19 protein-coding genes are annotated in these 24,010 nt (G+C 39.6%); 11 read left to right on the top strand and 8 right to left on the bottom strand.

The annotated features are described in order from the left end of the window. Nucleotides 1-27 precede the first annotated feature (27 nt). Nucleotides 28-738 (bottom strand): purine-nucleoside phosphorylase, encoded by a 711-nt coding sequence (gene deoD / locus ACLKML_RS04675; RefSeq protein ID WP_413282565.1) that lies wholly within the window; start codon nt 736-738, stop codon nt 28-30. Between the two features lie 324 nt (nt 739-1,062). Here deoD and ACLKML_RS04670 point away from each other — a divergent pair, with 324 nt between their 5' ends. Continuing rightward, a complete protein-coding gene (locus tag ACLKML_RS04670) occupies nt 1,063-1,407 on the top strand; it encodes a RidA family protein (protein WP_413282564.1) in 345 nt (114 codons plus the stop codon). A gap of 95 nt (nt 1,408-1,502) precedes the next feature. Here ACLKML_RS04670 and ACLKML_RS04665 read toward each other — a convergent pair whose 3' ends face one another. Together ACLKML_RS04665 and dmeF are read right to left on the bottom strand one after the other, a co-directional pair. After that, the gene (locus ACLKML_RS04665) at nt 1,503-1,919 is read right to left on the bottom strand and encodes a MarR family winged helix-turn-helix transcriptional regulator (RefSeq protein ID WP_413282563.1); all 417 of its coding nucleotides are present in this window, start codon (nt 1,917-1,919) and stop codon (nt 1,503-1,505) included. After that, nucleotides 1,916-2,872 (bottom strand): CDF family Co(II)/Ni(II) efflux transporter DmeF, encoded by a 957-nt coding sequence (gene dmeF / locus ACLKML_RS04660; RefSeq protein WP_413282562.1) that lies wholly within the window; start codon nt 2,870-2,872, stop codon nt 1,916-1,918. The genes ACLKML_RS04665 and dmeF overlap by 4 nt, the downstream gene beginning before the upstream one ends. Nucleotides 2,873-3,650: 778 nt before the next feature. Here dmeF and glpT point away from each other — a divergent pair. Next, the gene (gene glpT / locus ACLKML_RS04655) at nt 3,651-5,015 is read left to right on the top strand and encodes a glycerol-3-phosphate transporter (RefSeq protein WP_413282561.1); all 1,365 of its coding nucleotides are present in this window, start codon (nt 3,651-3,653) and stop codon (nt 5,013-5,015) included. A 98-nt stretch (nt 5,016-5,113) separates the two neighbouring features. On the opposite strand, the gene ACLKML_RS04650 is transcribed toward glpT, so the two are convergent. After that, on the bottom strand, nt 5,114-6,451 hold the full coding sequence (locus ACLKML_RS04650; RefSeq protein WP_413282560.1) for an MATE family efflux transporter: 1,338 nt from the start codon (nt 6,449-6,451) through the stop codon (nt 5,114-5,116). A gap of 364 nt (nt 6,452-6,815) precedes the next feature. Here ACLKML_RS04650 and ACLKML_RS04645 point away from each other — a divergent pair, with 364 nt between their 5' ends. The 5 genes from ACLKML_RS04645 (at nt 6,816) to ACLKML_RS04625 (ending at nt 14,724) form a co-directional block, all read left to right on the top strand. Further along, nucleotides 6,816-8,183 carry a TolC family protein gene (locus tag ACLKML_RS04645; RefSeq protein ID WP_413282559.1) on the top strand — a complete coding sequence of 456 codons (1,368 nt, stop codon included), beginning with the start codon at nt 6,816-6,818 and terminating at the stop codon, nt 8,181-8,183. Then, nucleotides 8,180-9,529, top strand: a complete 1,350-nt coding sequence (locus ACLKML_RS04640; RefSeq protein WP_413282558.1) for an efflux RND transporter periplasmic adaptor subunit — start codon at nt 8,180-8,182, stop codon at nt 9,527-9,529. The genes ACLKML_RS04645 and ACLKML_RS04640 overlap by 4 nt, the downstream gene beginning before the upstream one ends. A gap of 5 nt (nt 9,530-9,534) precedes the next feature. After that, a complete protein-coding gene (locus tag ACLKML_RS04635) occupies nt 9,535-12,690 on the top strand; it encodes an efflux RND transporter permease subunit (protein ID WP_413282557.1) in 3,156 nt (1,051 codons plus the stop codon). After that, nucleotides 12,684-13,352, top strand: a complete 669-nt coding sequence (locus tag ACLKML_RS04630) for a response regulator transcription factor (RefSeq protein ID WP_413282556.1) — start codon at nt 12,684-12,686, stop codon at nt 13,350-13,352. The genes ACLKML_RS04635 and ACLKML_RS04630 overlap by 7 nt, the downstream gene beginning before the upstream one ends. Before the next feature lie 106 nt (nt 13,353-13,458). Beyond that, nucleotides 13,459-14,724 carry a sensor histidine kinase gene (locus tag ACLKML_RS04625; protein ID WP_413282555.1) on the top strand — a complete coding sequence of 422 codons (1,266 nt, stop codon included), beginning with the start codon at nt 13,459-13,461 and terminating at the stop codon, nt 14,722-14,724. Between the two features lie 254 nt (nt 14,725-14,978). Here the strand turns inward: ACLKML_RS04625 and ACLKML_RS04620 are convergent, their stop codons facing one another. Both ACLKML_RS04620 and hisC read right to left on the bottom strand, forming a co-directional pair. Then, a complete protein-coding gene (locus ACLKML_RS04620; RefSeq protein WP_413282554.1) occupies nt 14,979-15,749 on the bottom strand; it encodes a transporter substrate-binding domain-containing protein in 771 nt (256 codons plus the stop codon). Nucleotides 15,750-15,768: 19 nt separating this feature from the next. Further along, nucleotides 15,769-16,848: a histidinol-phosphate transaminase gene (gene hisC / locus ACLKML_RS04615; protein ID WP_413282553.1), complete on the bottom strand. Its 1,080-nt coding sequence runs from the start codon at nt 16,846-16,848 to the stop codon at nt 15,769-15,771. Between the two features lie 199 nt (nt 16,849-17,047). Here hisC and ACLKML_RS04610 point away from each other — a divergent pair, with 199 nt between their 5' ends. Then, nucleotides 17,048-17,929 carry a LysR substrate-binding domain-containing protein gene (locus tag ACLKML_RS04610; RefSeq protein WP_413283725.1) on the top strand — a complete coding sequence of 294 codons (882 nt, stop codon included), beginning with the start codon at nt 17,048-17,050 and terminating at the stop codon, nt 17,927-17,929. A 67-nt stretch (nt 17,930-17,996) separates the two neighbouring features. Here ACLKML_RS04610 and ACLKML_RS04605 read toward each other — a convergent pair whose 3' ends face one another. Beyond that, on the bottom strand, nt 17,997-18,509 hold the full coding sequence (locus ACLKML_RS04605; RefSeq protein WP_413282552.1) for a hypothetical protein: 513 nt from the start codon (nt 18,507-18,509) through the stop codon (nt 17,997-17,999). Nucleotides 18,510-18,795: 286 nt separating this feature from the next. Next, a complete protein-coding gene (locus ACLKML_RS04600; RefSeq protein WP_413282551.1) occupies nt 18,796-19,668 on the bottom strand; it encodes a patatin-like phospholipase family protein in 873 nt (290 codons plus the stop codon). Between the two features lie 612 nt (nt 19,669-20,280). On the opposite strand from ACLKML_RS04600, the gene ACLKML_RS04595 reads away from it, so the two are divergent. From ACLKML_RS04595 to ACLKML_RS04585, 3 genes are all read left to right on the top strand, one after another. Then, entirely contained in the window at nt 20,281-22,605 is a 2,325-nt protein-coding gene (locus ACLKML_RS04595) for a beta-prism lectin domain-containing protein (protein WP_413282550.1), read from the top strand. A 292-nt stretch (nt 22,606-22,897) separates the two neighbouring features. Further along, nucleotides 22,898-23,254 carry a winged helix-turn-helix domain-containing protein gene (locus tag ACLKML_RS04590; protein WP_413282549.1) on the top strand — a complete coding sequence of 119 codons (357 nt, stop codon included), beginning with the start codon at nt 22,898-22,900 and terminating at the stop codon, nt 23,252-23,254. Continuing rightward, entirely contained in the window at nt 23,244-23,993 is a 750-nt protein-coding gene (locus ACLKML_RS04585) for a hypothetical protein (RefSeq protein WP_413282548.1), read from the top strand. Before ACLKML_RS04590 ends, ACLKML_RS04585 begins: the two co-directional genes overlap by 11 nt. The last annotated feature ends 17 nt before the right edge of the window (nt 23,994-24,010 follow it).

Raw genomic sequence — 24,010 nt, 5'->3', positions numbered from 1 at the left:
ATTATTACCGATACTAGTAATGGCAAACTAAAGATTAACTGCAGTTTCAAGTGCAACCGTCATCATTTCGTTGAAAGATTTTTGACGATCGTCTGAGCTTAGCTTTTCGCCACGAATAATATGATCAGAGACAGTAAGAATGGTCAGTGCTTTAGCGTTAAGATCCGCAGCAACACCGTAAATTCCCGCCGCTTCCATATCGACACCTAAGATACCGAGTTTTTCCATTTTTTGGAAAATGTCCGCTTCAGGTGTATAGAACAAGTCAGCCGAAAATACGTTACCTACTTTTACTTGAACATCTTGAATACGAGCTTGCTTAACGGCTTCCTCTAATAAACCGTAATCAGCAATAGCAGCAAAATCATGGTCATTGAAGCGGATACGGTTAACTTTAGAATCTGTTGACGCACCCATACCAATGACGACATCCATTAGGTTTACATCATCACGTACTGCGCCACAGCTACCGACTCGAATGACATTTTTCACACCAAATTCTGCGATAAGTTCATGAACATAAATACAGCATGAAGGTATGCCCATTCCGTGTCCCATTACCGATACTTTTTTACCTTTATAGGTCCCGGTGTAACCGAACATATTACGAACGTCGCATACTTGCTTTACATCCTCTAAGAAAGTTTCAGCAATGTATTTGGCTCGAAGAGGATCACCAGGCATTAATACTGTCTCTGCAAAGTCACCGGGTTGAGCGTTTATGTGTGGGGTAGCCATGTTGATATCTCCAAGTTAAGCGACAAAAAGCGACATGCTTTTTTTTAATTACTAAATATGTTGAGTTTATTGATGCTTCTATTAGCAATATTAATGCTTATAAAGTGGCTTACTTGTGACGTAAGTCTTATTTTTTTATGGATTGTTAGTTTGGAGGGTATTTAATAACTAATTCTGTTGAAGTCGCGAGAGCAATCGATTTACTGGTGGTTTAGCCATGCTCCGATACTACAACGCAAACAACATTGGGCTATTTAATCTGTTTTTTTGGTCTATTTTCTTTACACTGTTGGCTGTTCGCTATAAATAAAAATAGAGATAAAAATGATTGAAAGAAAAGAAACCAAGCAACGAATGAGTCGAGCAGTGATCCATAACGGCACCGTTTATTTTTGTGGCCAGGTAGCAAAAGATTCCACGCAAGGTATTAAGCACCAAACAGAAACCATGCTTGAGAAGGTGGATGAACTATTGGCAAGTGTTGGTTCTTGTCGAGAAAAACTTTTATCGGCCACTATCTACGTAAAAAGTATGGATGATTTTGCAGAAATGAATGCGGTTTGGGATAACTGGGTACCAGAAGGACACGCACCCGCTAGAGCTTGTGTTCAAGCACAAATGGCCAGAGAAGAACTGCTGGTTGAAATTTCGGTTGTTGCCGCTGTTTAATTTATAGATGCCTAATCGGTAAACGGAAATGGATAAGCTTGCAAGTGACTAGTTTAAGATCTATTCACTTGCACTAATCACTTTGATTCAAAGAGTTAAAATTCTCGGTTTATTTTTTCTAGGCATTCAATAAGCACCTTTTCATCAGTCGACGTAATATCACGAGTTAAATCACGCACCAAATCAAGATGTAATTGGTTATGCTGCGCATGCAGCTTATCTCCATCCTTAGTTAATTTGACGACGATAGCACGTCGGTCATCAGGGTGTGCACAACGATCAATCATGCCTGCCATCACCAACTTATCAACCTGAACGGTTAAGGTTCCTGTTGTTATTCCCAATTTTTCCGCGAGCTCTTTCATACGTAAAGGCCCGTGGCTACCTAAAACTTCGATGGTGTGAACTTGAGCCAAAGAGTATCCAGTGTCTTTCACCACAGATTGTTCCCATGATGACATTTTGTCGTAAAACTCGGTGAGTAATCGATTCAGCGCAGTCAGTTCATTCATTCAGATTTAACATTATGTAGTTCTACAGTGAGGTGATTAATCCTATCAAAATTAGACAGCATTTGCCTATAGTCATCGATAGTTTTACTCTTTTGCGAGCATAGTATAAGGCTTGCAGCATAATGATCAGCGCTCACTTTCCAAATATGTAAGTCTATAATGTCGGCGTACGGTGCCAATGTAGCAATAATGGCCTGTTGGTATTCTTTGTCGATAGAGTTATCTAACAGTATTGGGCTTGTTTGTTGCAGTAGGCCTATTGCCCATTTAGTTATCACGATGGCTCCCACCATTCCCATTACTGCATCTAGCCAATTCCAACCCACATATTTGCCTACTATTAGGGCAACAATTGCCAAAACAGAGGTGAGAGTATCGGCCAAAACATGCATATAAGCAGCCCTCAAATTGTGGTCTTGGTGGCTGTGCTTGTGATTATGATTATGACCATGGTTATGCTTGTGTGAACTATCTTTATGCAGACAATCGTTATGTGAACTATCGCTATGAAGAAGCAACATGCTGATAAAATTAACAATTAACCCAACAATCGCAACCAAAATTGCTTCATCAAAACGAATATCTTGAGGTGAAAATAAACGAACCACGGAATCAAAAAGCATCATTAACGCCACAATACCCAGAGCAATAGCGCTACTGAACCCACCAAGCACACTCACTTTTCCTGTCCCGAAACAAAAACGCTCATTATGAGCGTTACGTTTGGCATAACGGTAGGTAAATAAAGTGATACAAAAAGCCGCCGCATGAGTACCCATATGCCATCCATCAGCAAGTAAAGCCATGGACCCAAAAAGGTTACCAGAGATAATTTCAGCAAACATAGCCGCAACAGTGAGAATAAGTACGTAAATAGTACGTTTTTCTCCTTGAGTATTGTGAGACGTAAACTGGTGTGAATGTTTTAGATGGGACAAGGATCGGCTAGACATATAAATTAACGCCATATAGTTTGATAGTCATTTTATTTGACTATCAAACTATATGTTAGTCAAGGTAAATTGCCTATTACTTATCTATTAGCGGCATGTTTACATGACTAATAATCACTCTTTCTAAAACGCTCAAAAAACAATTCGAACATTAATAATGCTCGAATGAAAGTTAAATGACTGAAGCGATTATTACTTACCTCGCTTTTGGCCGGGTTGGACGATGTTTTTGTTAGATAAACTGAACGTATTTTGTATTTTTTCTTTATATTACAATTGGTTTTCTATTTTTACTTTACAAATCATGTTGTGACTTTTAGTGATTTATGTTGCTAAATTATTTATTTGTTGTATAAAGCCCATCAATTGTTAATTGATATACATATCAAAATAACCTTTTATTTTTTAAGTATATAAGTGAAGGTTATTCATTTTTATGCATACTATTTTTTATAAAGTATTCGTTATTTTCTACTGAGCAGCTTGTGATTTATAGTTCTCATTGTCACCTAAGTAATTGATATTTTTTGTTTTTGTTTTGTTGTAATAAATTAGAAATAAAAATGAAACGACAGTTAAGTGGTTTTAATGGAGTTAATTAGAACATTATGCTTAATTGTGATCTAAATACCATATATTAAAATATGTAAAAGAATGTTTAAAAAAATGTATGGATATCTCTTTTATAATTATTTAATGACATTAAAATGCGCGTTCACGCATTCTTTGTTTCGTAGTCTGCACGCCCAATCATCTAAAAATGAAAAAGGATAATGAAATGTTTGGTATATTCAAACCAAAGGAGCATATTGAACGCCTCTCTGGCGATCAAGTTGATTCCACTTACACACGCATGAGATGGCAACTTTTCTTAGGCATATTTTTCGGTTATGCCGGATATTACCTGGTTCGGAAAAATTTCAGTTTAGCGATGCCCTTTCTTATTGAACAAGGTTTTACTCGAGGACAGTTAGGGGTAGCACTTTCTGCCGTTTCTATTGCCTATGGATTATCTAAATTTTTGATGGGTAATGTTTCAGACCGCTCTAATCCGAGATACTTTTTAAGTTTTGGCTTACTTGCCTCCGCGGCAGTCATGTTTTGTTTCGGCTTTATGCCTTGGGCAACGCAAAGTATAGCCGCCATGTTTATTTTGTTGTTTTTAAATGGTTGGTTCCAAGGTATGGGGTGGCCAGCATGCGGCCGAACCATGGTGCATTGGTGGTCTCGTAAAGAACGTGGTGGAATAGTTTCGGTTTGGAATGTTGCACATAATGTTGGTGGTGGACTTATCGGTCCAATGTTTATTTTGGGTTTATGGCTGTTTAATGATGATTGGCATACCGCATTCTACGTACCTGCATTTTTTGCCACATTAGTTGCTATTTTTATTTGGATTACATTGCGTGATACGCCTCAATCAGTCGGTCTTCCTCCTATTGAAGAGTATAAAAATGACTATCCGGATGACTACGATCCTTCCAACGAACAAGAGATGACCGCGAAAGAAATTTTCTTTAAGTATGTGTTTAACAACAAATTACTTTGGTCCATCGCTATCGCTAACGCATTCGTTTATTTGATTCGTTATGGTGTGCTTGATTGGGCGCCAACTTATCTTTCTGAAGCAAAAGATTTTAGTGTAGATAAATCGTCTTGGGCTTACTTCCTTTACGAGTGGGCAGGTATTCCTGGTACGCTTCTTTGTGGTTGGATTTCTGATAAATGGTTTAAAGGCCGTCGTGCACCAGCGGGTATTTTGTTCATGTTATTGGTTACGTTAGCTGTTCTTGTATACTGGTTTAACCCTGCTGGTAACCCTGGTATCGATATGGCTGCATTGGTTGCAATTGGTTTTTTGATCTATGGTCCAGTTATGCTGATTGGTTTGTATGCACTTGAACTTGCACCGAAAAAAGCAGCGGGTACCGCGGCTGGTTTAACCGGTTTGTTTGGTTATTTAGGTGGTGCAGTAGCCGCTAACGCAGTACTTGGTTATACGGTGGATCACTTTGGCTGGGATGGTGGCTTTATGCTACTAACCGCGTCTTGTGGTATTTCGATTCTTTGTCTTCTTTATGCTTACTTCGGTGAGAAAAAATTCCATAAAGAAAAGAAACTTAGAGAAGAAGCATCAGCCTAGCACAAGCTGTTATTACATCACTTGATAGGCTAAATGAATACAGACAAGCCATTACTCGGGCAACCAGTAATGGCTTTCTTTTTGGCTTATAAAATAGCTTACAGGCCAGTTTGTTCATATCTATCTAAACGGCGACGTAACGTGTTTCTAAATGGCTGAAATTTCAATATTTCATCAAATAACATAATACCAAATACAACATATAATGGAGCGCCTAGATAAATCATTAACGCACAAAGTGGCAAAGAGATAATCCACTGAGTGATAATGTTGATTCGCACAATCATATAACTATCACCCATCGCTCGGATCATATTACCGCAAAACATATTGTTGGTTCGTATGAGCGGCAAAACGATATAAACCGGTGCAATTGTCGCCAATGCGGTTAACGTTTCTGTCGATAAATTTGGGTATAGCCATGGCGCGAGTTCACTAAACGCATAAAACACAAATACAATGAACACTGAAATAATGCGCGTTACTACCAGAGATTGCGCCACAAAAGGTGGAATTTGGCGTTGTTCGTTTTTACCAATATGTTGGCTAACTAAAATGGTACTCGCTTGCGCCCATGTATTGGCAAACATTGAGCCAATTTTTATCCATGGTAAAACCAGTGTGATCGCTGCATAAGCCGCCACAGATAGCTGAGCAAATAATACTTGAAATAACAAAGTCCCTGTTAGCAACACAATAAAATTCGCCACAATAGGAACCACTTCTTGAATATGCTCGATGACCGAGACTTTACTCACAATGTTAAACCCTGCAATATGACCTTTAATTTTCTCTTGATTCAATCTAAATGCAAGGTAAATAAAGCGGATCACAATCGCAATAACACTCCCCCAAGCTGCACCAGCAAGCCCTAGCTCAGGCGCTCCCCAAACACCATAAATAAGAATAAAACTACAAATAACATTGCACGGAATTTCAATCATAAACCCATACAAAGGGATACGGGTTTGTTTCGTCGAATTAAAATACACCACCACAACTTGTGATGCCGATGAAAACAACAGTAATAATAAAGAGATATTAACGTAGCTTTTAGCGTCTGCCGCAACCAGTGGGTCATGGGTAATATAATCAATCAGCGGATCGTTAATGAAAACTAAACTAATCAGCGCAAACAGAGAAAAACCAAGGTTAGTGACCCAAGCTGACGCCATCACTAAACCTACATTCTGTTTGTTGCCCGCGCCCACCGCTCTAGACAGAACTAATTGCGTTCCATTCGCAATGGCAAACTGGATACCAATAATGAACGCCACAATAGCGCCAGCAATCCCAAAAGCCGCAACTTGTGATTCGCCAAGTGAAGCAATCAGTAATAAATCAATAATACCAACCGACTGCAATAATATGGCATTACAGGTCATTGGCCACGCAAGAGAGGCATTATGCAACAGTGCTTTTTTAGAAAAATTCATAAACCGTTAGTTATAATTGAAGAGGTGAAAATAGCTTGTTTGGAGTAAGGGATAGAACAAAAAAACGGCATCAATGGGATAAGATCTTAGATAACCAACTTACTCGAACACATTTTGAAATATAATATTATTATATCGCTCCACCGTTCGATAATAAACGTTCAACCTCCTGTAATCTGTTAATAAAAAAGCACTTTTGTAATCAAGATCACATTGAAATAGAAATTAGCTATCTTCAATAGATTAAAAATATGTTAGCCCTCTATAAGCATCACAATTAATTAATGCTTAGTAACGCTGTCTTAACCCTTCCTTAACCCTGTCTCTTTTATCCTGATGCGATTATAAATAGGAGAGACGTAACATGATGTCTTATCGAAAAATGAATCGTAGCCTTTTAGCATTCGCTATTATCGGACTAATGGGGTGCAGTTCATCATCAGATAATAATTTTCAAGAGCTTGCCAAGCAATCGCTTCAGCAGCAAATAGCATGGAATGCTCAACAACCAGATGCAACCGAAGTAGTTCAATTGACCGAACTCATGAACATTCCAGAGTTAGATACCCTTATTAAGCAAGCCATGAAAAATAATCCCAGCTTGCAACAAACTCTAACGGCTCTGAAAATTGTTTATGCACAACGAGATGAAACCAATAGCGATAGAATTCCGTCCCTGACAGCAGGATACGATGCCAGTAAAGAAGAAGGCTCAGATTCAGAATACAGCGCCGATCTAACCGTCAGTTGGGAATTAGATTTATGGAATGAAATTGGCAATGAAACCAAAGCTGCGGACAAAGATATCGCTAGCAGTATCGCCACCTATCAAAGTGCGACAGACACGTTAGCCGCCAATATTATGCGTGCCTGGTTACAAATTAGCTTGCAGAAGCAATTGGTTGATATCGAATTATTACGTCTAAAATTACTCGAAGATAACGAACAAATGATTTTAGAAAAATATCGTTCAGGTTTAGGCGATCTAGAAGACCTAGACACAGCAAAAACAGAAAGTGCTGCAACACGTTCTACACTGGCTGAATACACTGAACAATTGGCGCAAAATGAAAGAAGTTTGGCGTTACTACTCGGCAACGTTGGTGATGATCAAACGTTCAACGTCCGTTCTCAATTTCCACAAGTGCTCACACCGCTAGTGTCTCTTCCTGAGCAAGACTTATCCAGACGCCCAGATCTACAAAGCGCTTTTTACGACCTCGAAGCGGAAGAGTTCAGAACCACCGCAGCATATAAAGCGTTACTGCCTTCAATTAGTTTATCAGTCGCTTTATCCGATACCGCATCCTCGCCGACATCAGCCCTGTTTGCTAGTCCGTTATGGAGTTTGCTTGGTCAATTATCTGCACCTATTTTAGATGGTGGCTACTTACAATCGCAAATTGACATCGCAGAGTTAACCACAGAAAACGCCTATTGGGTTTACAAAGAAACCCTACTGAATGCAGTGAATGAAGTCGAGAACGCACTGGGTCAAGAAAAGTCCTTAGCCGAGCAGCAGCAACATTTACAAATCGCTTTAGAAAGTGCCAAGCGAAGTTACGCTAACTATCAAGAAAAATATCGACAAGGACTGGTTGATATTTCTGATCTCATCTCTGTCCAAACCAGTGGCTTTGACGTTAAAGCCAACCTTACCGAAGTGATTTATAACCGTTTAGTCAACCGTATTGATTTAGGCCTAGCGTTGGGCTTAGGAGTATCCTCATGAAACTAAAACCATTACCTATTCTTGTTACCTTCGCATCCATGGCATGTTTAGCCAGTGCCGTTGCCTACAACCAAGCCCAAATCTCCGCCAAACCTTCGCCTTCGTTACAAGGACAGGCACCTCAACAAGCAGGCCAATCTGCCGCTTCGTTACAGGGACAGGCACCTCAACAAGCAGACCAATCTGCCGCTTCGTTACAGGGACAGGCACCTCAACAAGCAGGTCAATCTGCCGCTTCGTTACAAGGACAGGCACCGCAAGAAATGTTGTCTGCTAGTGCGCCAAGTGTTGTTGTGCTTGAGGTTGAGGCTGATACTTATAAAGCCTTAGTTAAGGGTTATGGCGAAGCGGTAGCGCATTATGCCATGACCTATAGTGCAGAAGTTAGTGGCCGAGTCATTGAGCTGAAAGACGATTTTGCAACCGGGAAATTGGTCAAACAAGGCCAAGTTTTAGCGCAGTTAGAGAACACATCTTATTTGCAAGCCGTTGCCGAGGCTAAGTCAAATTTAGCGCAAGCGAAATTAGATTTACTTGAAGAGCAAAGAACAGGAGAACAAGCTCGGTTAGAGTGGCAACGTTCTGGGATCGAAGGTGAACCAAATTCACCTTTAGTGCTTCGTGAACCTCAGTTAGCGGTTCAGAAAGCAGCGGTAGAAAATGCCACATATAGCCTTAAAAAGGCGCAACAAGATCTGGCTAAAACCATCATTAAAGCACCATTTGATGCCTTAATTGTTGAACGTAATATTCAACCGGGTAGCTATGTACAAACAGGCACATCGATTGCGGAATTATACAGTACAGATCGCGTTGAAATAGACATCCCATTATCGATGAAGCAGTGGCAATCTTTGCCAAATATGACTAATAATGATTTGCAAAATGGGGAGCTGGAGAACGATGATCTAGCAAACCAAGCCAATAAAACATGGCCAGTGACGCTGTACAGTTCTGATGGTGAAAATAGCTGGCAAGGATACGTTAGACGCATTGAACAACATGTCGATACTACATCTCGTCAACGTTCATTGATTGTTGCAGTTGATCAACCATTCGAACAGCCCGTCGCTTTACTCCCAGGAACGTTTGTCCAAGCCCATATTGAAGGCGCGGAATTGGATAACACATGGAAACTACCGGCATCGGCAATTTCGCAACAAGGCGATATTTGGTATTTAACCGACAATAATCAGCTCAATAAAGTACCAGCGGAAAAAGTCTTCGAGAAGTCGGGCTCGGTTTATGTACAACCGATAGAAAATAGTCACTCGGCAAAAATAATCAAAAGGCCATTGAGCAATTACGTGGTAGGAATGCAGGTAGCACCTAAGGTGGAAGGATAATCCCGATGCAGAATTCTAACTCAAACCCAAGTGAAGGGATCATAGGCTGGTTTGCTCGCAACTCGGTTGCGGCTAACCTGTTGCTTATTGCCACAATTGTTATGGGTGTTTTCTCGTTAAACGAAATACGTAAAGAAGCGTTTCCCAGTTTAGCGCCAGATAAAGTAACTATCGCGGTCACTTATGATAGCGGCGACCCTGAGCAAGCAGAAAAAGGTATTGCGATAAAAATAGAAGAAGCGCTTGAAAGCTTAGCTGGCATCGACACTATTACATCAACCTCTAATGCCAGTGGTAGCTATGTTGTGGTTGAGAAAACCAATGACTACCAATTAGATACTCTATTTACCGATATTAAAACCAAAGTAGACGCTATTAACGATTTTCCTTCGGATGCAGAAAAGCCCGTAATAGAAAAAGCCACTAGGCAAGATCACGCAATTTGGGTGCAACTGTATGGCGATGCCGAGCGATCCACCTTTCAAGATCTTGCGCAGAATTTAAAAACCGATCTGCTTACGCAGCCGGCTATTCGTGATTTAGAGATCAAAGCCACGGCCGATCCAATGATCTCTGTTGAACTTGATGAAGCGAAGTTGCAGGCTTATGGACTCACTTTGTCGGATGTGTCTGATGCGATCAATGCTGAATCATCCAGTTCTGTCACTACGAGTTTGCGTAACGATGAAAAAGTCGTCCGTCTTAAAGTTTCACAACAAGCGTATCAACAGCAAGAGTTTTCAAGCATTCGTTTACTTACTTTATCAGACGGTAGCAACATTTATCTAGGTGACATTGCTAACGTGCAAGAAACGTTTTCTGATGACACTTACACTTTGTCTCGCTACAACCAGCAAAGCGGAATGGCAATTGAAATTGTGATGGACGAATACGGAGACATTACCAAGATCGTCGATCAGGCTAATCAAGTGGTGGACAAATGGAATTCTGCCAATTATTTACCAGAAAATGTGCAACTCACCACCTGGTATGACTCAAGTACCATCATAAAAGATCGTCTTACTTTATTGGTTGAAAATGCGCTCTCAGGTATTGCCCTTGTGTTCATTATTCTGGCAATTTTTTTAAACTTAAGGGTCGCCTTCTGGGTTGCGGCTGGTTTACCGTTTGTCTTCTTTGGCACACTGTATTTTATGACCGACAACTTTACCGGGCTCACCATCAATGAAATGACCACCTTTGGCTTTATCATGGCACTCGGTATTGTGGTGGACGACGCGGTGGTGGTTGGTGAGAGTATTTACACCACTCGGCGTGAAGAGGGCGACAGTGTAAAAAGCACCATAAGAGGCACTTTAAAAGTCGCGGTTCCAACCATTTTTGGTGTCTTAACCACCGTTGCTGCATTTGTCGCGATAGCCAATGTAGAAGGGCATTTAGGTGAAATTTACGCCCAATTTGGCACCGTTGTAATGATCTGTTTATTGCTTTCTGTGGTTGAATCTAAACTCATATTGCCATCCCATTTGGCTCATTTAAACACTCATCGCGGTAACAAAAAAGGCATTTGGTCTAAGGTTCAGCATGGCGCAGATGCAGGGCTACAATGGTTTAGCAATCGAATTTACCGCAGAGCAATTCGCATAGCACTTGAATATCGCTATGCAGTGTTGGTGCTATTTTTATCTCTTTTTGTTTTAGTTGTTGGCATGCCAATGACCGGAAAAGTGCGAGTCTCATTCTTCCCAGATATTTCTGGCGATACCGTTCGTGGTGAAATATCCATGTACGACGACGCCAGTTTTGGCCAAACAGAAGCGGGCCTATTGCAGCTTGAAAGCAGCGTGATCGCAGCCGATGCCAACCTTATTGCTCAATATGGTCAAGCAGAGAGTGAAATTCTTAACCTACAAGTTATAGCAGAAAGTGACGATAGCGGGACAGTCACCGTAGAACTAGATAGTGATAGCGTCTACGACCCGAATGAACTGCTCACTGAATGGAAAAAGCTGGCAGGCAATCCAGAAGGTGTTAAAAAACTCAGTATTGAAGCGAAAAAGTCCATGGGTGACACCTTTAAAGTTGAACTAAAAGCATGGGATACCGAAACCGTCTTCGCAGCAGGTGCCGCGATGAAAGCGAAACTTGAGAGTATTGCAGGCGTGAGTGGCATCGATGACAACATGAGTCCGGGCGAACCACAATATCGATTTGAACTTACCGAACAAGGGCGGTCGTTAGGCATTGATACATCAAGCCTCTCTTCACAAATCTTGCGCTCGTTTGGTGGTTCTACAGTGCAAAAATTTCAACGCGACAGTGATGAAGTGAAAGTGAAAGTGCGTTACCCAGAAGAACAGAGACAAACCTTAGCCGATATCATGGATGCACGTATTCGCACCGACGACGGTATTGCGGTTCCTTTAAGTTCGGTTGCCAAGGTTTATACCGAATATCAGCAATCGGAAGTAACCCGTATTGATAACCTACGAGCAGTCTATATTACCGCAAGTGTTGATAAGCAAGTTATTGCTTCTAACGAATTGGTACAGCAACTTAAAACTGATTTAGTACCAAGCTTATTGGATCAATATTCAGGGCTATCAATCGATTTTGCCGGAGAAGCAGAGCATCAAGCCGAAACGACAAGCTCAATGAGCAGCATGTTTGTGATCGCGTTGATCGCCATCTATGCTTTATTGGCTATTCCGTTACGATCTTATGTTCAACCCGTCTTGATCATGATGGCCATTCCGTTTGGTATTGTTGGCGCAATATTGGGCCATGTAGTGAATGATCTTACTATTAGTATTTTATCGCTAAATGGCGTGTTGGCCTTAAGTGGCGTAGTAGTCAACGACAGCTTGTTGTTAGTCTCTCGATTCAACACCTTGGTTCGAGAAAAAAATATGCAAGTCAAAGAGGCAATTTATGAAGCGTGTACAGGCCGATTACGAGCGGTGTTACTTACTTCATTTACCACCTTCGCAGGTTTAGCGCCATTATTAGGTGAAACATCGGTACAAGCACAGTTTCTTATTCCTGCGGCGGCAGCGTTAGGTTATGGGATCATGTTTGCTACCTTAATTACCTTAGTGTTAATACCATCACTGTTACTGATCAACCATGAAATTAGTACAATTTGTGGTAAGTTAATTAACAAAATTTCACCTTCAAAGGAAGTGATAAACGAGTGTTAAATTTACTCTTAGTTGAAGACGATATCGACCTCGCTACAGCGGTGGTCGATTATCTAGAGCTTGAAGATATGCAATGCGACCATGCCGTGAACGGTGTGGTTGGCTTGAATCTCATTGAAAAAAACCAGTACAGCGTAATAATTCTGGATCTAAATTTACCGCAAATGCACGGATTAGCGGTGTGTGAAGCGATGCGAGCGCAAGGAATTGATACTCCAGTACTGATGTTGACCGCCATGGATACCCTAAATGACAAATTAACCGGCTTCTCTAAAGGTGCCGACGACTATTTGGTTAAACCATTCGCGATGGAAGAGCTGATTGTACGCATTCAAGCCTTAGCTCGCCGCCGCAGTGGTCAGGTTTCCTTGTTAACCGTTGCCGATATTTCTCTTGATCTAGAGAAAAAAGAGGCCAGCAGAAATGGACAGGTGATGAGGTTGTCACCCACGGCAATAAAAATACTAGAATTGTTGCTCAGAAATAGCCCTAATCCGGTTTCTAGAGAACAGATAAACCGAGAAATTTGGGGTGACGATCAGCCAGAAAGTAACAGTTTAAAAGTTCACATTTTCAATTTGAGAAAACAGCTCGATTCGGTGGGAGAAAAAACCATGTTGCACACCATTCCTGGTTTTGGTTTCTCTATTGAAGACAAATAGCAGCAGCGAAAGCAGTTAAATCTGCAAACATAATTGAAAGACATAACATGTCTAAACCCAGTAAAAATAACCACAATAAAAATAACCAAAGGACAATGACAATCCAATGATGATTAGGCCAAGTCTTAAAATCCGATTTGTTGCTGGTATGATTTTACTGGCCTCAATAATGACACTGTTTTTTTCTGTGTTAACTCTCGACTATTTCTTTCAAGGCATGGACAGAGGACAAGCACAAACCATGCGAGACTTTGCCAATGTAGAAGGCGTTCAAGAAGGGCACTTGCTAGATGTGATGGGTTATCAAGTGTCTGCTCGCTGGCAAGATATCCCGCCGAGAGTTAAAGAGATGTTTGACAACAAACCGCCAGAGCAGCTTACTAAAATAGCAAAGCAAGCAAAAGGTGGTGGCTTTTTCTCGCCTCCAACAGAAATGTACTTCGTTATGAAAGCACTAAATCGTCAAGGAGAGGTACGTTATATTGCCAAATCCTTCTTGGCACTGGATGACCTAGAAGGGATTGAAGGTGAAAAACGTATTCGGCACTTAATGTGGCTTATTGTTGTGGCGATGAGTGTGATTGCGGCCTTCACATTTGGCTTGTTTTTTATGATAAGAAAAGTCACTCGCCCAGTAGAATCACTAAAAAACTGGGCCAAAGCATTAGATGAAGAAAGCCTCAAACAACCACCACCAGATTTTCAATATGGTGAATTGAACACCTTAGCCGATATCATTCAATCGAGTTTAAGCTCGGTTCAACAAAGTGTCGAAAGAGAACAGCAGTTTTTAAGTTATGCTAGCCATGAACTTAGAACACCGATTTCCGTTATCAGAGCCAATACAGAATTATTGAGTAAGGTTTACCAAAAAGATCAGGGAAGTGCTAAACAAGTTGCAATTTTACAGCGAATCGACCGTGCTGGAAAAACCATGACTCATCTAACGGAAACCTTGTTATGGTTAAGTCGTGATGATTCAAATTTGCCGCAAAGTGAAAAAATAAACTTACAAGATATGATCAATGAACTGGTTATGGAGTTGGGGTATTTGATCAAAGGTAAACCAGTTGAGCTACATGTAGATACATCCGATTGTACGATCTATATAGCGGAAATACCTTGTCGCATTGTTTTAGCCAACCTAATTCGCAATGCGTTTCAGCATACAAGCGATGGACAAGTAACGGTTATCCAAAATAAAGGCAAGGTAACGGTTATTAATACTAGTCATTTCTCGTCAAACTCAACACCGGATCTAGGCTTCGGTTTAGGCTTGAATTTAAGTAAAAAATTAGCGGCAAGATATGGCTGGCAGTACAGCAATAGTCACGATGAACATCGGTATACCGCGCAAATAACGTTGGATTAATATCTCCAGCGCATTTGGTTTAATATCTCCACGGTATTTGGCTTAATATCTTCATGGCATGTGAATGAATGTCCGCATGGAATGAAGCACCGTTTGTTGATAGAAAACTAGCTGACAGAAAAAATTAGTCGACAAAAACAAAACGGCCGATGGGTAAAAGCAAAAAAACCAGCATGAATGAATAGTATCCATGTTGGTTTTTTTATGTACGTCTAAAGATAACAATAGACGCGCATCTGATGAGTGCTATCAGATTACTTTTCTCCGTAAATATCGAAAGTAAAATATTTAGCGGCAATTTTATCGTAAGTTCCGTTAGCAAGTATTGCTGCAATAGCTTGGTTAAACTTTTCTGCTAATTTAGTATCTTGTTTTCTCAATGCTAACGCCGTTCCTTCACCGATATAAGCTTTATCAGTGACGACATCACCTTTAAATTCAAAATCTTCTCCTAGCTTGGTTTCTAAAAAAGCCAATGCCAGTTGGTCAGTATTGCCAAAAGTAACATCCAAACGTTTGTTACTCATATCAATATACACTTCATCTTGACCTGAATAACGCTTAATTTCAGCCACATCATCAAACATGTCAGTTACATAGCGGTCTGCAGTTGTACCGCGTTGAACACCAATAACTTTATCTTTTAGGCCAGCTTTATCCATAGTGAAATCGCTTGATTTTGGCGCAACAAAACCCGCTGGTGTTTGGTAGTATTTATCGGTGAAAAGTATTCTTCTTTTACGTTCTTCAGTAATTCTCATTGACGCCATAATAACGTCAGATTTCTTTGCGAGTAAGCCAGGAATAAGTGCATCCCAGTTTTGCGCAACCCAAACACAATCGAGTTCAGCTTCGGCACATAATGCATCTGCAATTTCGATATCAAAACCGACGGGCACACCATCACTGTTTTTATAGTTAAATGGAGGGTAAGTAAAATCAGAAGCAAGACGAACTTCTTTTGCTATGACAGATGTACATATTAGACTTGCAACACATGTGATAACGGACAGTAATTTTTTCATTAGAGTTTCCTTCCTTGAATCATTGTTCTATAGAGTTATTCAGTTGCAGAAGTAGCGTTGCGACTTCATGCATTGTTTGTGGCGTTCCGATGGTGATTCTTACACAATCAGAAAGAGCCGGTTCATGGCTTTGGTTGCGAGTAACCACTCCATTATCTAAAAGATATTGGAATAAGTTAACCGATGAATTAGTTTTGATTAAAACAAAATTCGTTGCTGAAGGATATATAGTATCTATCCATTCTAGCTGACTAATCGTGTCGATAAATACTTGTTTAGTGGCATTAAGTTCATCGACTCGCTGGCGCATTTTTAACAAGCCTTCATCAGACAAAGCTTGCAGCACAATATGCGATGATGAATCAGGCATTGGATAAGGTGGAATGAGTTTTTTTAGGTAATTCATTATTTCAGTATTAGCCAGAATGAAACCACAACGAACCGCCGCTAAACCGAAAGCTTTAGATAATGTTCTAATAACAATCAAATTAGGATATTGCTCAATGAGAGCAACCAGATTGTTCTCAATTTCAAAATCAATATAAGCTTCATCAACCACAACTAATGCACGCTCACGGGTTTTCTCAAGTACTTCAATCACGTTTTCTTGTGGTAATAAGTTCCCCGTCGGATTATTGGGTGAACATAAAAAAACCACATTCGCTTGCGTTGCTTTACTCGCCAATTCGTCCACATTTAAGGAGAAAGAAGGCAGTAGCAGCGGTACATCAATCGTGTCAACGGCAAACGCATCGGCACAAAATTCATACATAGCATAAGTAGGCGAACTAATCAGGATCTTATCTTTAGCTGGTTCGCAGAACGTTCTTATAATCAAATCAATCGCTTCATCTGCCCCTCTTACCGCCAGCGTTGGCACCGATGTGTCACAATACTGCTGATAAGCACCCGCAATATCACTAGGCAAAAAATCTGGATAACGATGATATTCAGAATCGCAATCTCTATAAGCGATCGGTTGTTCTAATTCATTGGCGTTTAGCCACAATCGTCCATTACCGCCTATTCTTCGCGCCGACTGATAAGGTATTAGTTTTTTTATCGTTTCTGGTACTAATCTCTCAACTAATGTTGCCATTGTATCCCTCTATCCAATCGATATCTATTTATTGCCTGATTTTTTATGCGAATAAGGTGCTAAATTATTCGAAAATAAGCTATTACCTTGCATAAAACCCATTCAAACAAAAAAGACCTATAGAAAAAAACGAAATAAATGCATACTAGCTATGAAAATAAAACATGGCTTGAGATAAATTATGCACAATCGATCTTCTGTGAGCAGCAGACTACCTTCAACGAAAAGTTTACAAATATTCTTAGTGACAGCAAGACAGCTTAACTTAACCCGTTCTGCCGAAATATTAAATATTACTCAAGGCGCGGTAAGTCGGCAGATAAAAATGTTGGAAGAACGATTAGAAACGCAATTATTTCATCGTAAAGCGCGTGGCTTAACCTTAACCACACAAGGGGAAAAATTCATTCCGCATGCAGAGGATATTATCGCTCGTATACGCAAATCAGTACTCGATATGTCCAGTCATTCCGAAACCATTAAACTCAATGCGCCAAGCTGCATTACTTCTTGGTTGTTACCAAAGTTAATGGAATTTCAAAAATATTATCCAGATATAAAAGTTGAACTTACTTCAACCATAACTCACTTTGTTGCACCTGATTTTGATGTGTTTGACGCGACAATTATTTATGGTCAAGCATCAAAATCATCGTTAATTGAGTCGCAATTACTATTTAAAGAGCAACTATCGCCAGTATGCACAGCCAATATAATGCAACAGATTGATGCCTCTAAAACAGACAAGCTCGAAACACGCATCGCTCAATTCACTTGGTTACACGCTAATGTTGAGCAAACCGATTGGAAAACATGGCTAAATCATTGGCAAATTAAGGGCATATCAAGTAAAACCAATCAACATTTTCAAACATTAGATCAAGCAATGAATGCCGCAATTCAAGGATTTGGCATTGCCATAGGGGATATCAAATTAGCCGAGCAAGATTTAAAAGCACAACGCCTAGTCAGGCTTTACGATGAAGCCGTATCAACAGGCATGGGCTACTATTTGGTCCGACCAAAAAATATTCAACATCCGCTCCTACCTAAACTGTTAGAAATGTTGACCACACAATGACGATTTTACACTGTAAATTGTTAGCTCCATCGCCATAGGGTTGCGCTCAGTTAACAGACGACAGAATTTAGAGTGCCGTCTGATGCAAAGTAATACATAAAGTAGAAGAAAACTGATCGTCGCCCCCTATCATCTTGTTTACTTGGTTACATACCGGTATATCGGCTTGTAGCGCAAAATTAACTTGATACCTAATATCTTCAGGTGAATCTTTAAGGATAATTTTATTGGTCTCCGCTGATGATATAGACAACGTTGGCTGACCCATATATTCGAGCGAAAATCGATATAAGTCTTGGCTAGAATCAACAACCTTACTGTGTAAAGTCAATCCGTAGGTAACCAACTTAGTGATCGGTACCGTCACTTTCTCTTTAGTTTGCAATTCAGTAAACAGAGTCACCGAATGAAGCGATTGACAAACCAGCTGCTCCCGCACTGCGCCAGAATGCTCAATAGTATTCATGTCTGGCAGTAAAATCTCTGATTGATACTTTTCCCCATCACCCACATCAAACGTTACATACGCCATGTCCGCCGCATACCCTAAAGGGGACACACACCATAATAAACCTAACATGGACGGTGGACCTAACATGGACAGGCACTTTATCTTGCGTATTGATACTGGCTCCAACAAGGACAGGAACCTTAACAAAGTGTGCAGTAAGTAAGTCATTGACCATTTTAAGGCCGATAAATAGCTTTGGGGCGAATGCAAAATGGAGGGCATTTTGGGTAAATCCATGTTTAAATTTACCCAGAACTGTGCAGCAAAATTGTGAAGTAATAATGGAGAAATAACGGAGTCGCTTCTCGTCAGCAGAATCGTTTATCGTGTTTGTTTCGATTACTCTTATTTTGCTCTAAAAACAAAAGTGGCAGTTTTCACTATCAAGTCCATATACACCATCTTTTATCGATAAATGTTCCTCGCCGGCTTTTTTACCGGTGTGGTAACCATGCTCAAGGATATCGGTTCTCATTGTCATTCGTTTTACTTTAAAATCCTCTGGAGGCGCTATCACCCTTATGGTGGCATCTTTGGGTGGGTTCCTAATAAAGTTAAGGGATTGATTGTAGTTGTCGGCACGAACCAGCATGGATTCGGCAACATTAGGGTATTTAGACAATAACCTTTTCATCAGCCACGGATATTTGGTTGCTTTCATTTGATAACTCAATGGATGAGAAAGAATAACAGTAATATCACGAGCCCCACGTCGATACGCTTCCCTAACCGGGATAGAGTCTGCTACGCCACCATCGGTGTAGCATCCACCTGAAAAACAAGGCGTTTGGCGGTAAGCGATAGGAAGTGCTGTGGTCGCTTCAATAATCTCTCCAAGTGTGTCGGGTTTAACCTCGTAGTAATCAGCATTGCCTGTGTCTATATTTGTCACTGCTGCATACATTGGAACGCTAGCAAACAGTTGTTCATAGTTCAGCGGATAACGTTTGTTAGATTGTTGCCACAACCACTTTACATCAACAAGGTTACCTCCCTTAGCAAAACGGGCTGGATTGTAGAACCCTTTATCGGTGGCTAATTGGGTAATAACGTTATAACTGCGTTGGGGAGAATGTGAAAGATACCCAATAAGGTTAGAAGCACCAGCCGATACACCAATAGTAAAATCGTAAGGTAAGTAATTTTTTTCCATGAAGACGTCCAATACTCCACTAGCAAAAATACCTCGCATTGCGCCACCTTCAACGATTAATGCTTTTTTGTTCATGGTCTATTTCGCTTTATCAATTAATTATATTTGTAGGGTAAATACTTTATAGAACAAAGTTAAATCGATTGATTCTATAATTTTGATAGTTAATAACAATTAATGTTGGTTATTTTCGAGTGTGTGTCTTTCATTATTAGAGGCATGAGTACTTGAAACCTAAAAAGATCACTCTGTAAGGATAGCCGTTTCCTTCGGTTTTCAGTGTGAAAGGTATTTGAAGCTAAATTGGATTGTTTCTATCGTACACAATGAGTTTTTAGACGGTTATATTATGATGCTTATTCCAGAAAAATAGGCATTAAAGCAAATTAATACATTTAAATTGCCTAGTGATGTTTTTGCCTTATTAAATTACTGTCAGCTCATATTGAAATAATAAATATTATTAAATTCATGGTTGATGAATAAATCAGTAAGATACTAATTATTTAACTTTGAATAATATATCTGATGATTGAACGATATTAAATCGTCGTATTTATATTGAATAGCTGTATTTCTATAGAAAATGTTATGACATATTTTATTTATTAATGAATAGTAGGCTTTTGTTAATATAAGAAAAAATGTGTTTACTTGTACATAATTTAAATGATTTTGGAATGATTTATGATTGATAGTTTTACTCAAGTTTGCCGATTTTTTCTGGTTGTCGTACTTTTTCAAAGTTTGCTTGGTTGTGGCCAAGGAGACAGTGACAATAGTGATGAGACACAATCCAATATTGTTTCTTCTGTAAATATTAATGCCGAAGATGTTTCAACCTTCATATATAAAGGAGAGACAGAAGTTATCAATCTCGCCAACGTGGTTCACTCTAGCGATAATAGTCCAATAAGATTAAATAGTGTTGATAACCTTGCATCGAACGCTTCGTGTGATGATGTTCAACTCGGTGATCTGAACGTGGCCATTGACGCACAAACTTCAGGTGTGTGTGTTTATCAATATTCGGTGAGTGATAAAAATGACACTGTAGAGCAGAAGGGGTTGTTGCAAGTTACCATGCTAGAAAAAAACGCCAAGTTGACGACCTTGGATCCCGTTATTTATTCTATAGATTCTGGTAAAGAATTAACCATAGCACTTGACGCTAAAGATGTTAATCTAACGTTGCAATCTGACGTATCGCTGGTTGGTACGGGTAAAATCGAGTCGATTGACACACAAACTAACGAAATTCAATATATAGCCAGTGAGCATGCAGACGATGCAGGTGTCTCTCGTTTAATTTACAGTTTTTCGGATACAGATGGTAATTTAAGTGTAGGGAATGTATTTATCGCAGTCTCAACGTATACCAACAGTCATATTCCTCCTACTTTTGATTTTCGACACGGTGAGTTCAGTTCAGGCTCTTCAGGTCAAGACGCCATTTTTGAATATTTTGAAATTGAAACGAATCAACTGGCTACCATTGATATTATTGATTATTTTCAGCCGGGTTTAAGTGATAGTGATGGCAATGTTATCAGTGATTGTGACGCCACATCACCATCGGATGATTGTGTTTATTTGCAGGTTGATAGTACCTCTGGTAAACGTTATCTCAAAGATAGCGATGGTGATTTTCTTCAACTGATTGATGTTCGGGTGTTTAATGCTTACGCGCAAGCTGAAGACCCCACCGTATTAGAATCTAACGATTTTGTTGCTTCTATTTTTCAGTTTTCTGCCCCCACGCCTGGATATTACACGGCTACTTATACTTTGACAGATCATAAAGGAGGATTAGCAATAGGATTGATAAATATTAAAGTTGTGTCGCAATTAAAAGATGTGTATGTCGAAGCAAGCGATACGCTTTTTTTGAGTCCCATTAATTACCAGCAAGCACAAGATGCCAGGATCAAAACCGTTGGCTCCGTTATAGGTGATGGTGTCGATGCTCTTGCTGGAACCGAGCAACCGATAGTGTTATGGGATAATGCCCAAGGCATGTGTCAGAGTATGGGAGCAAGATTGCCAACAAGTGATGAATTAGCCAGTTTGTATGAGCAAGAAGGTAACCTATTTGCTAGTGATAATGCCAAGTGGTCTGTTCAAGAGTCCTATTGGTCCTCAACGGTTGCCGTTGGCGGTGAAGGATTTGTTACTTATGATCTAAAAACGGGTGTGCCAGACGTTGCAATTCCTCTGATTGATGATGGAAAACTAGTGACCTGCGTAGTCGGTGGGGATACGAATATGGAGATAAGAATACCTGAAAGTGGCGAGCTCCATGCCGAGAGTGAGTATCAATTATCCGTGCAATACAATCTATTTGGTCAGTGGATCAATTATACCAATAGTGGGTTACCTTGGACTTGGACTACCGATTATCCTGAATTGTTTACTGTTGATAATTCTGGTTATTTATCGACACATGATATACATGGTGAAGGTTACGTATCAGTGTATTTAACCAGCGCTCCTTCCGTTACAGCGACAAGCGGTAGGTTTTATATTGAGCACGAAATTATTTCACAAGTCTATGGCGATATTCGGAGTGCAGATTCGAAATACCCTTCCGACCCTGTTGATGGCACTAGGCTTGCTGCTGCAATAGATGAGGAAGATCCTCAAATGTTATTGCGTTGTGGTTCGATAGTGGATGCCTTTGGTGTTCGTCACTCAGACGGATCTGAGTCAATGGTAGGAGGAAGTGGTGGGGATAAAGACGATATACCTATGCTTGGTGTCAGTAGTATCAGGGTAGAATGGGGCAATTATTATAACGATAAACAAGGTGGTGGCACAGAAATACTCAGTATGAGATTTGAATATACTGATGGTAAATATAAGCAATGTGGTAATTACAACGATTCTAAAAACAAAGATAAGCAGAGTGATACCTTTTATCTTAGAGAAGGCTATGAATTGATTGGTTTACACCTATACGGAAATAAATATGGTCATGCAATTCAATTTTACACGCGAGTGGAATATAAATAATCAGCTATAGATAAGTCTATGGTGTAAATGATAAACATTATATCGGTTTGTGTATGGTTACCCCATTGAATAGTAATATTTGATGGGGTATTTTTTTGCGTGATTTTAAAATACTTCACCTCACAAAATATCGTTTTATTAGGCATAAGTTAATTATTTTTTTTATATATTGCCTAATGTAACTGCGACGGTTAGAGAATATAATGAGTCCATATTGTAATAATAAGTATTATTAAATATATGTTTTTAGCAATAATACGTATATTTTAACTACTCAGTGGGTTTAAGAATTATGATGAATAGATGTCTGTTTGATAATTGCCAAGAATGCGTGAAATATGATGTAAACAATATGGCTTACAAACCGGTCAAATTGCGTCAAAATTGTGGTGCGTCGAACAAGCATCAAAGGTTGTTATGTATTCTTAGTTCTAAAGGCGATGGTGCGGTATTTTCTACCGAAGAGATAAAGGCATTTGTGTGGCCACTTAGTGTTGTAGGCGAAAGCAGCGTTCCTCAGTTAGTCCATCATGCCAAAAAGTTCTTACCGGATGGTTATGACATTGTTTGTATCAGAAAGCGTGGATACTTATTAATTACACCAAATGATAAAGCATTTAAAATCCGAGGATTGAATAATGAGTTGTAAAGAATTATACGCTGCTTTAAAAACAGATAGCTACAAATCGACAGTTAATGTTGGGTACAAATTAGAAGCTATTGTTGATTCAGATAAAAACATTATAGGTTATGAGTGTCTCGTGAATTTACGCCGGATGTCTGTTGACAATGCTAAATATCTATTTGATATCGATTTCAATCTGCCATTTGTATTTCTTAATTTATTAAAAAGAATAAGTAATGAGTTAGGTCGAGAGGTTAATGAAAAAACGGAGCTTCTGTCGTTATTGGAAAATAGAAAATTGTTCATGAACATAGAGAGAAGCTGCGTATGTAATCGGATCATTGTTAATGAAATTATTCAGTTCAAAAATTATTTGAAGACATTACATATTGATTTAATTATAGAAGTGACCGAGCGTGAAGTGAGTGTTTGTTGGGCTTGCCGAGAAATAACCTCTGGCTTGATAGAGTTATCAAACAATAAAGTGAACTTAGCCGCAGATGATTATGATATTTACAATGGTGACTTTAGAGTGTCGGAATTGCACATATACAATTATGTGAAAATTGAAATGCCAACAAATGAAGATGAGTATCATAAGTTAACTTCATTTTTAAAAGTCTATAAAAATAAAGTCAATATAATCTTAGAGAGAATTGAATCACAAGAAGAATTTAATCGTATTTGTAGTAAAGGTATAACTGCAAATTTGAAAGGGTATCAAGGCTTCACTTTTGGTAAGTCTTTAGAATTAAAAATCTAAACGAGTACTTTGACATA

This window comes from Vibrio sp. MA40-2, assembly GCF_047302445.1.
GTDB lineage: Bacteria > Pseudomonadota > Gammaproteobacteria > Enterobacterales > Vibrionaceae > Vibrio.
Note: the sequence above shows the minus strand (reverse complement) of the source record. Positions and strands in the feature narration are given on the sequence as shown.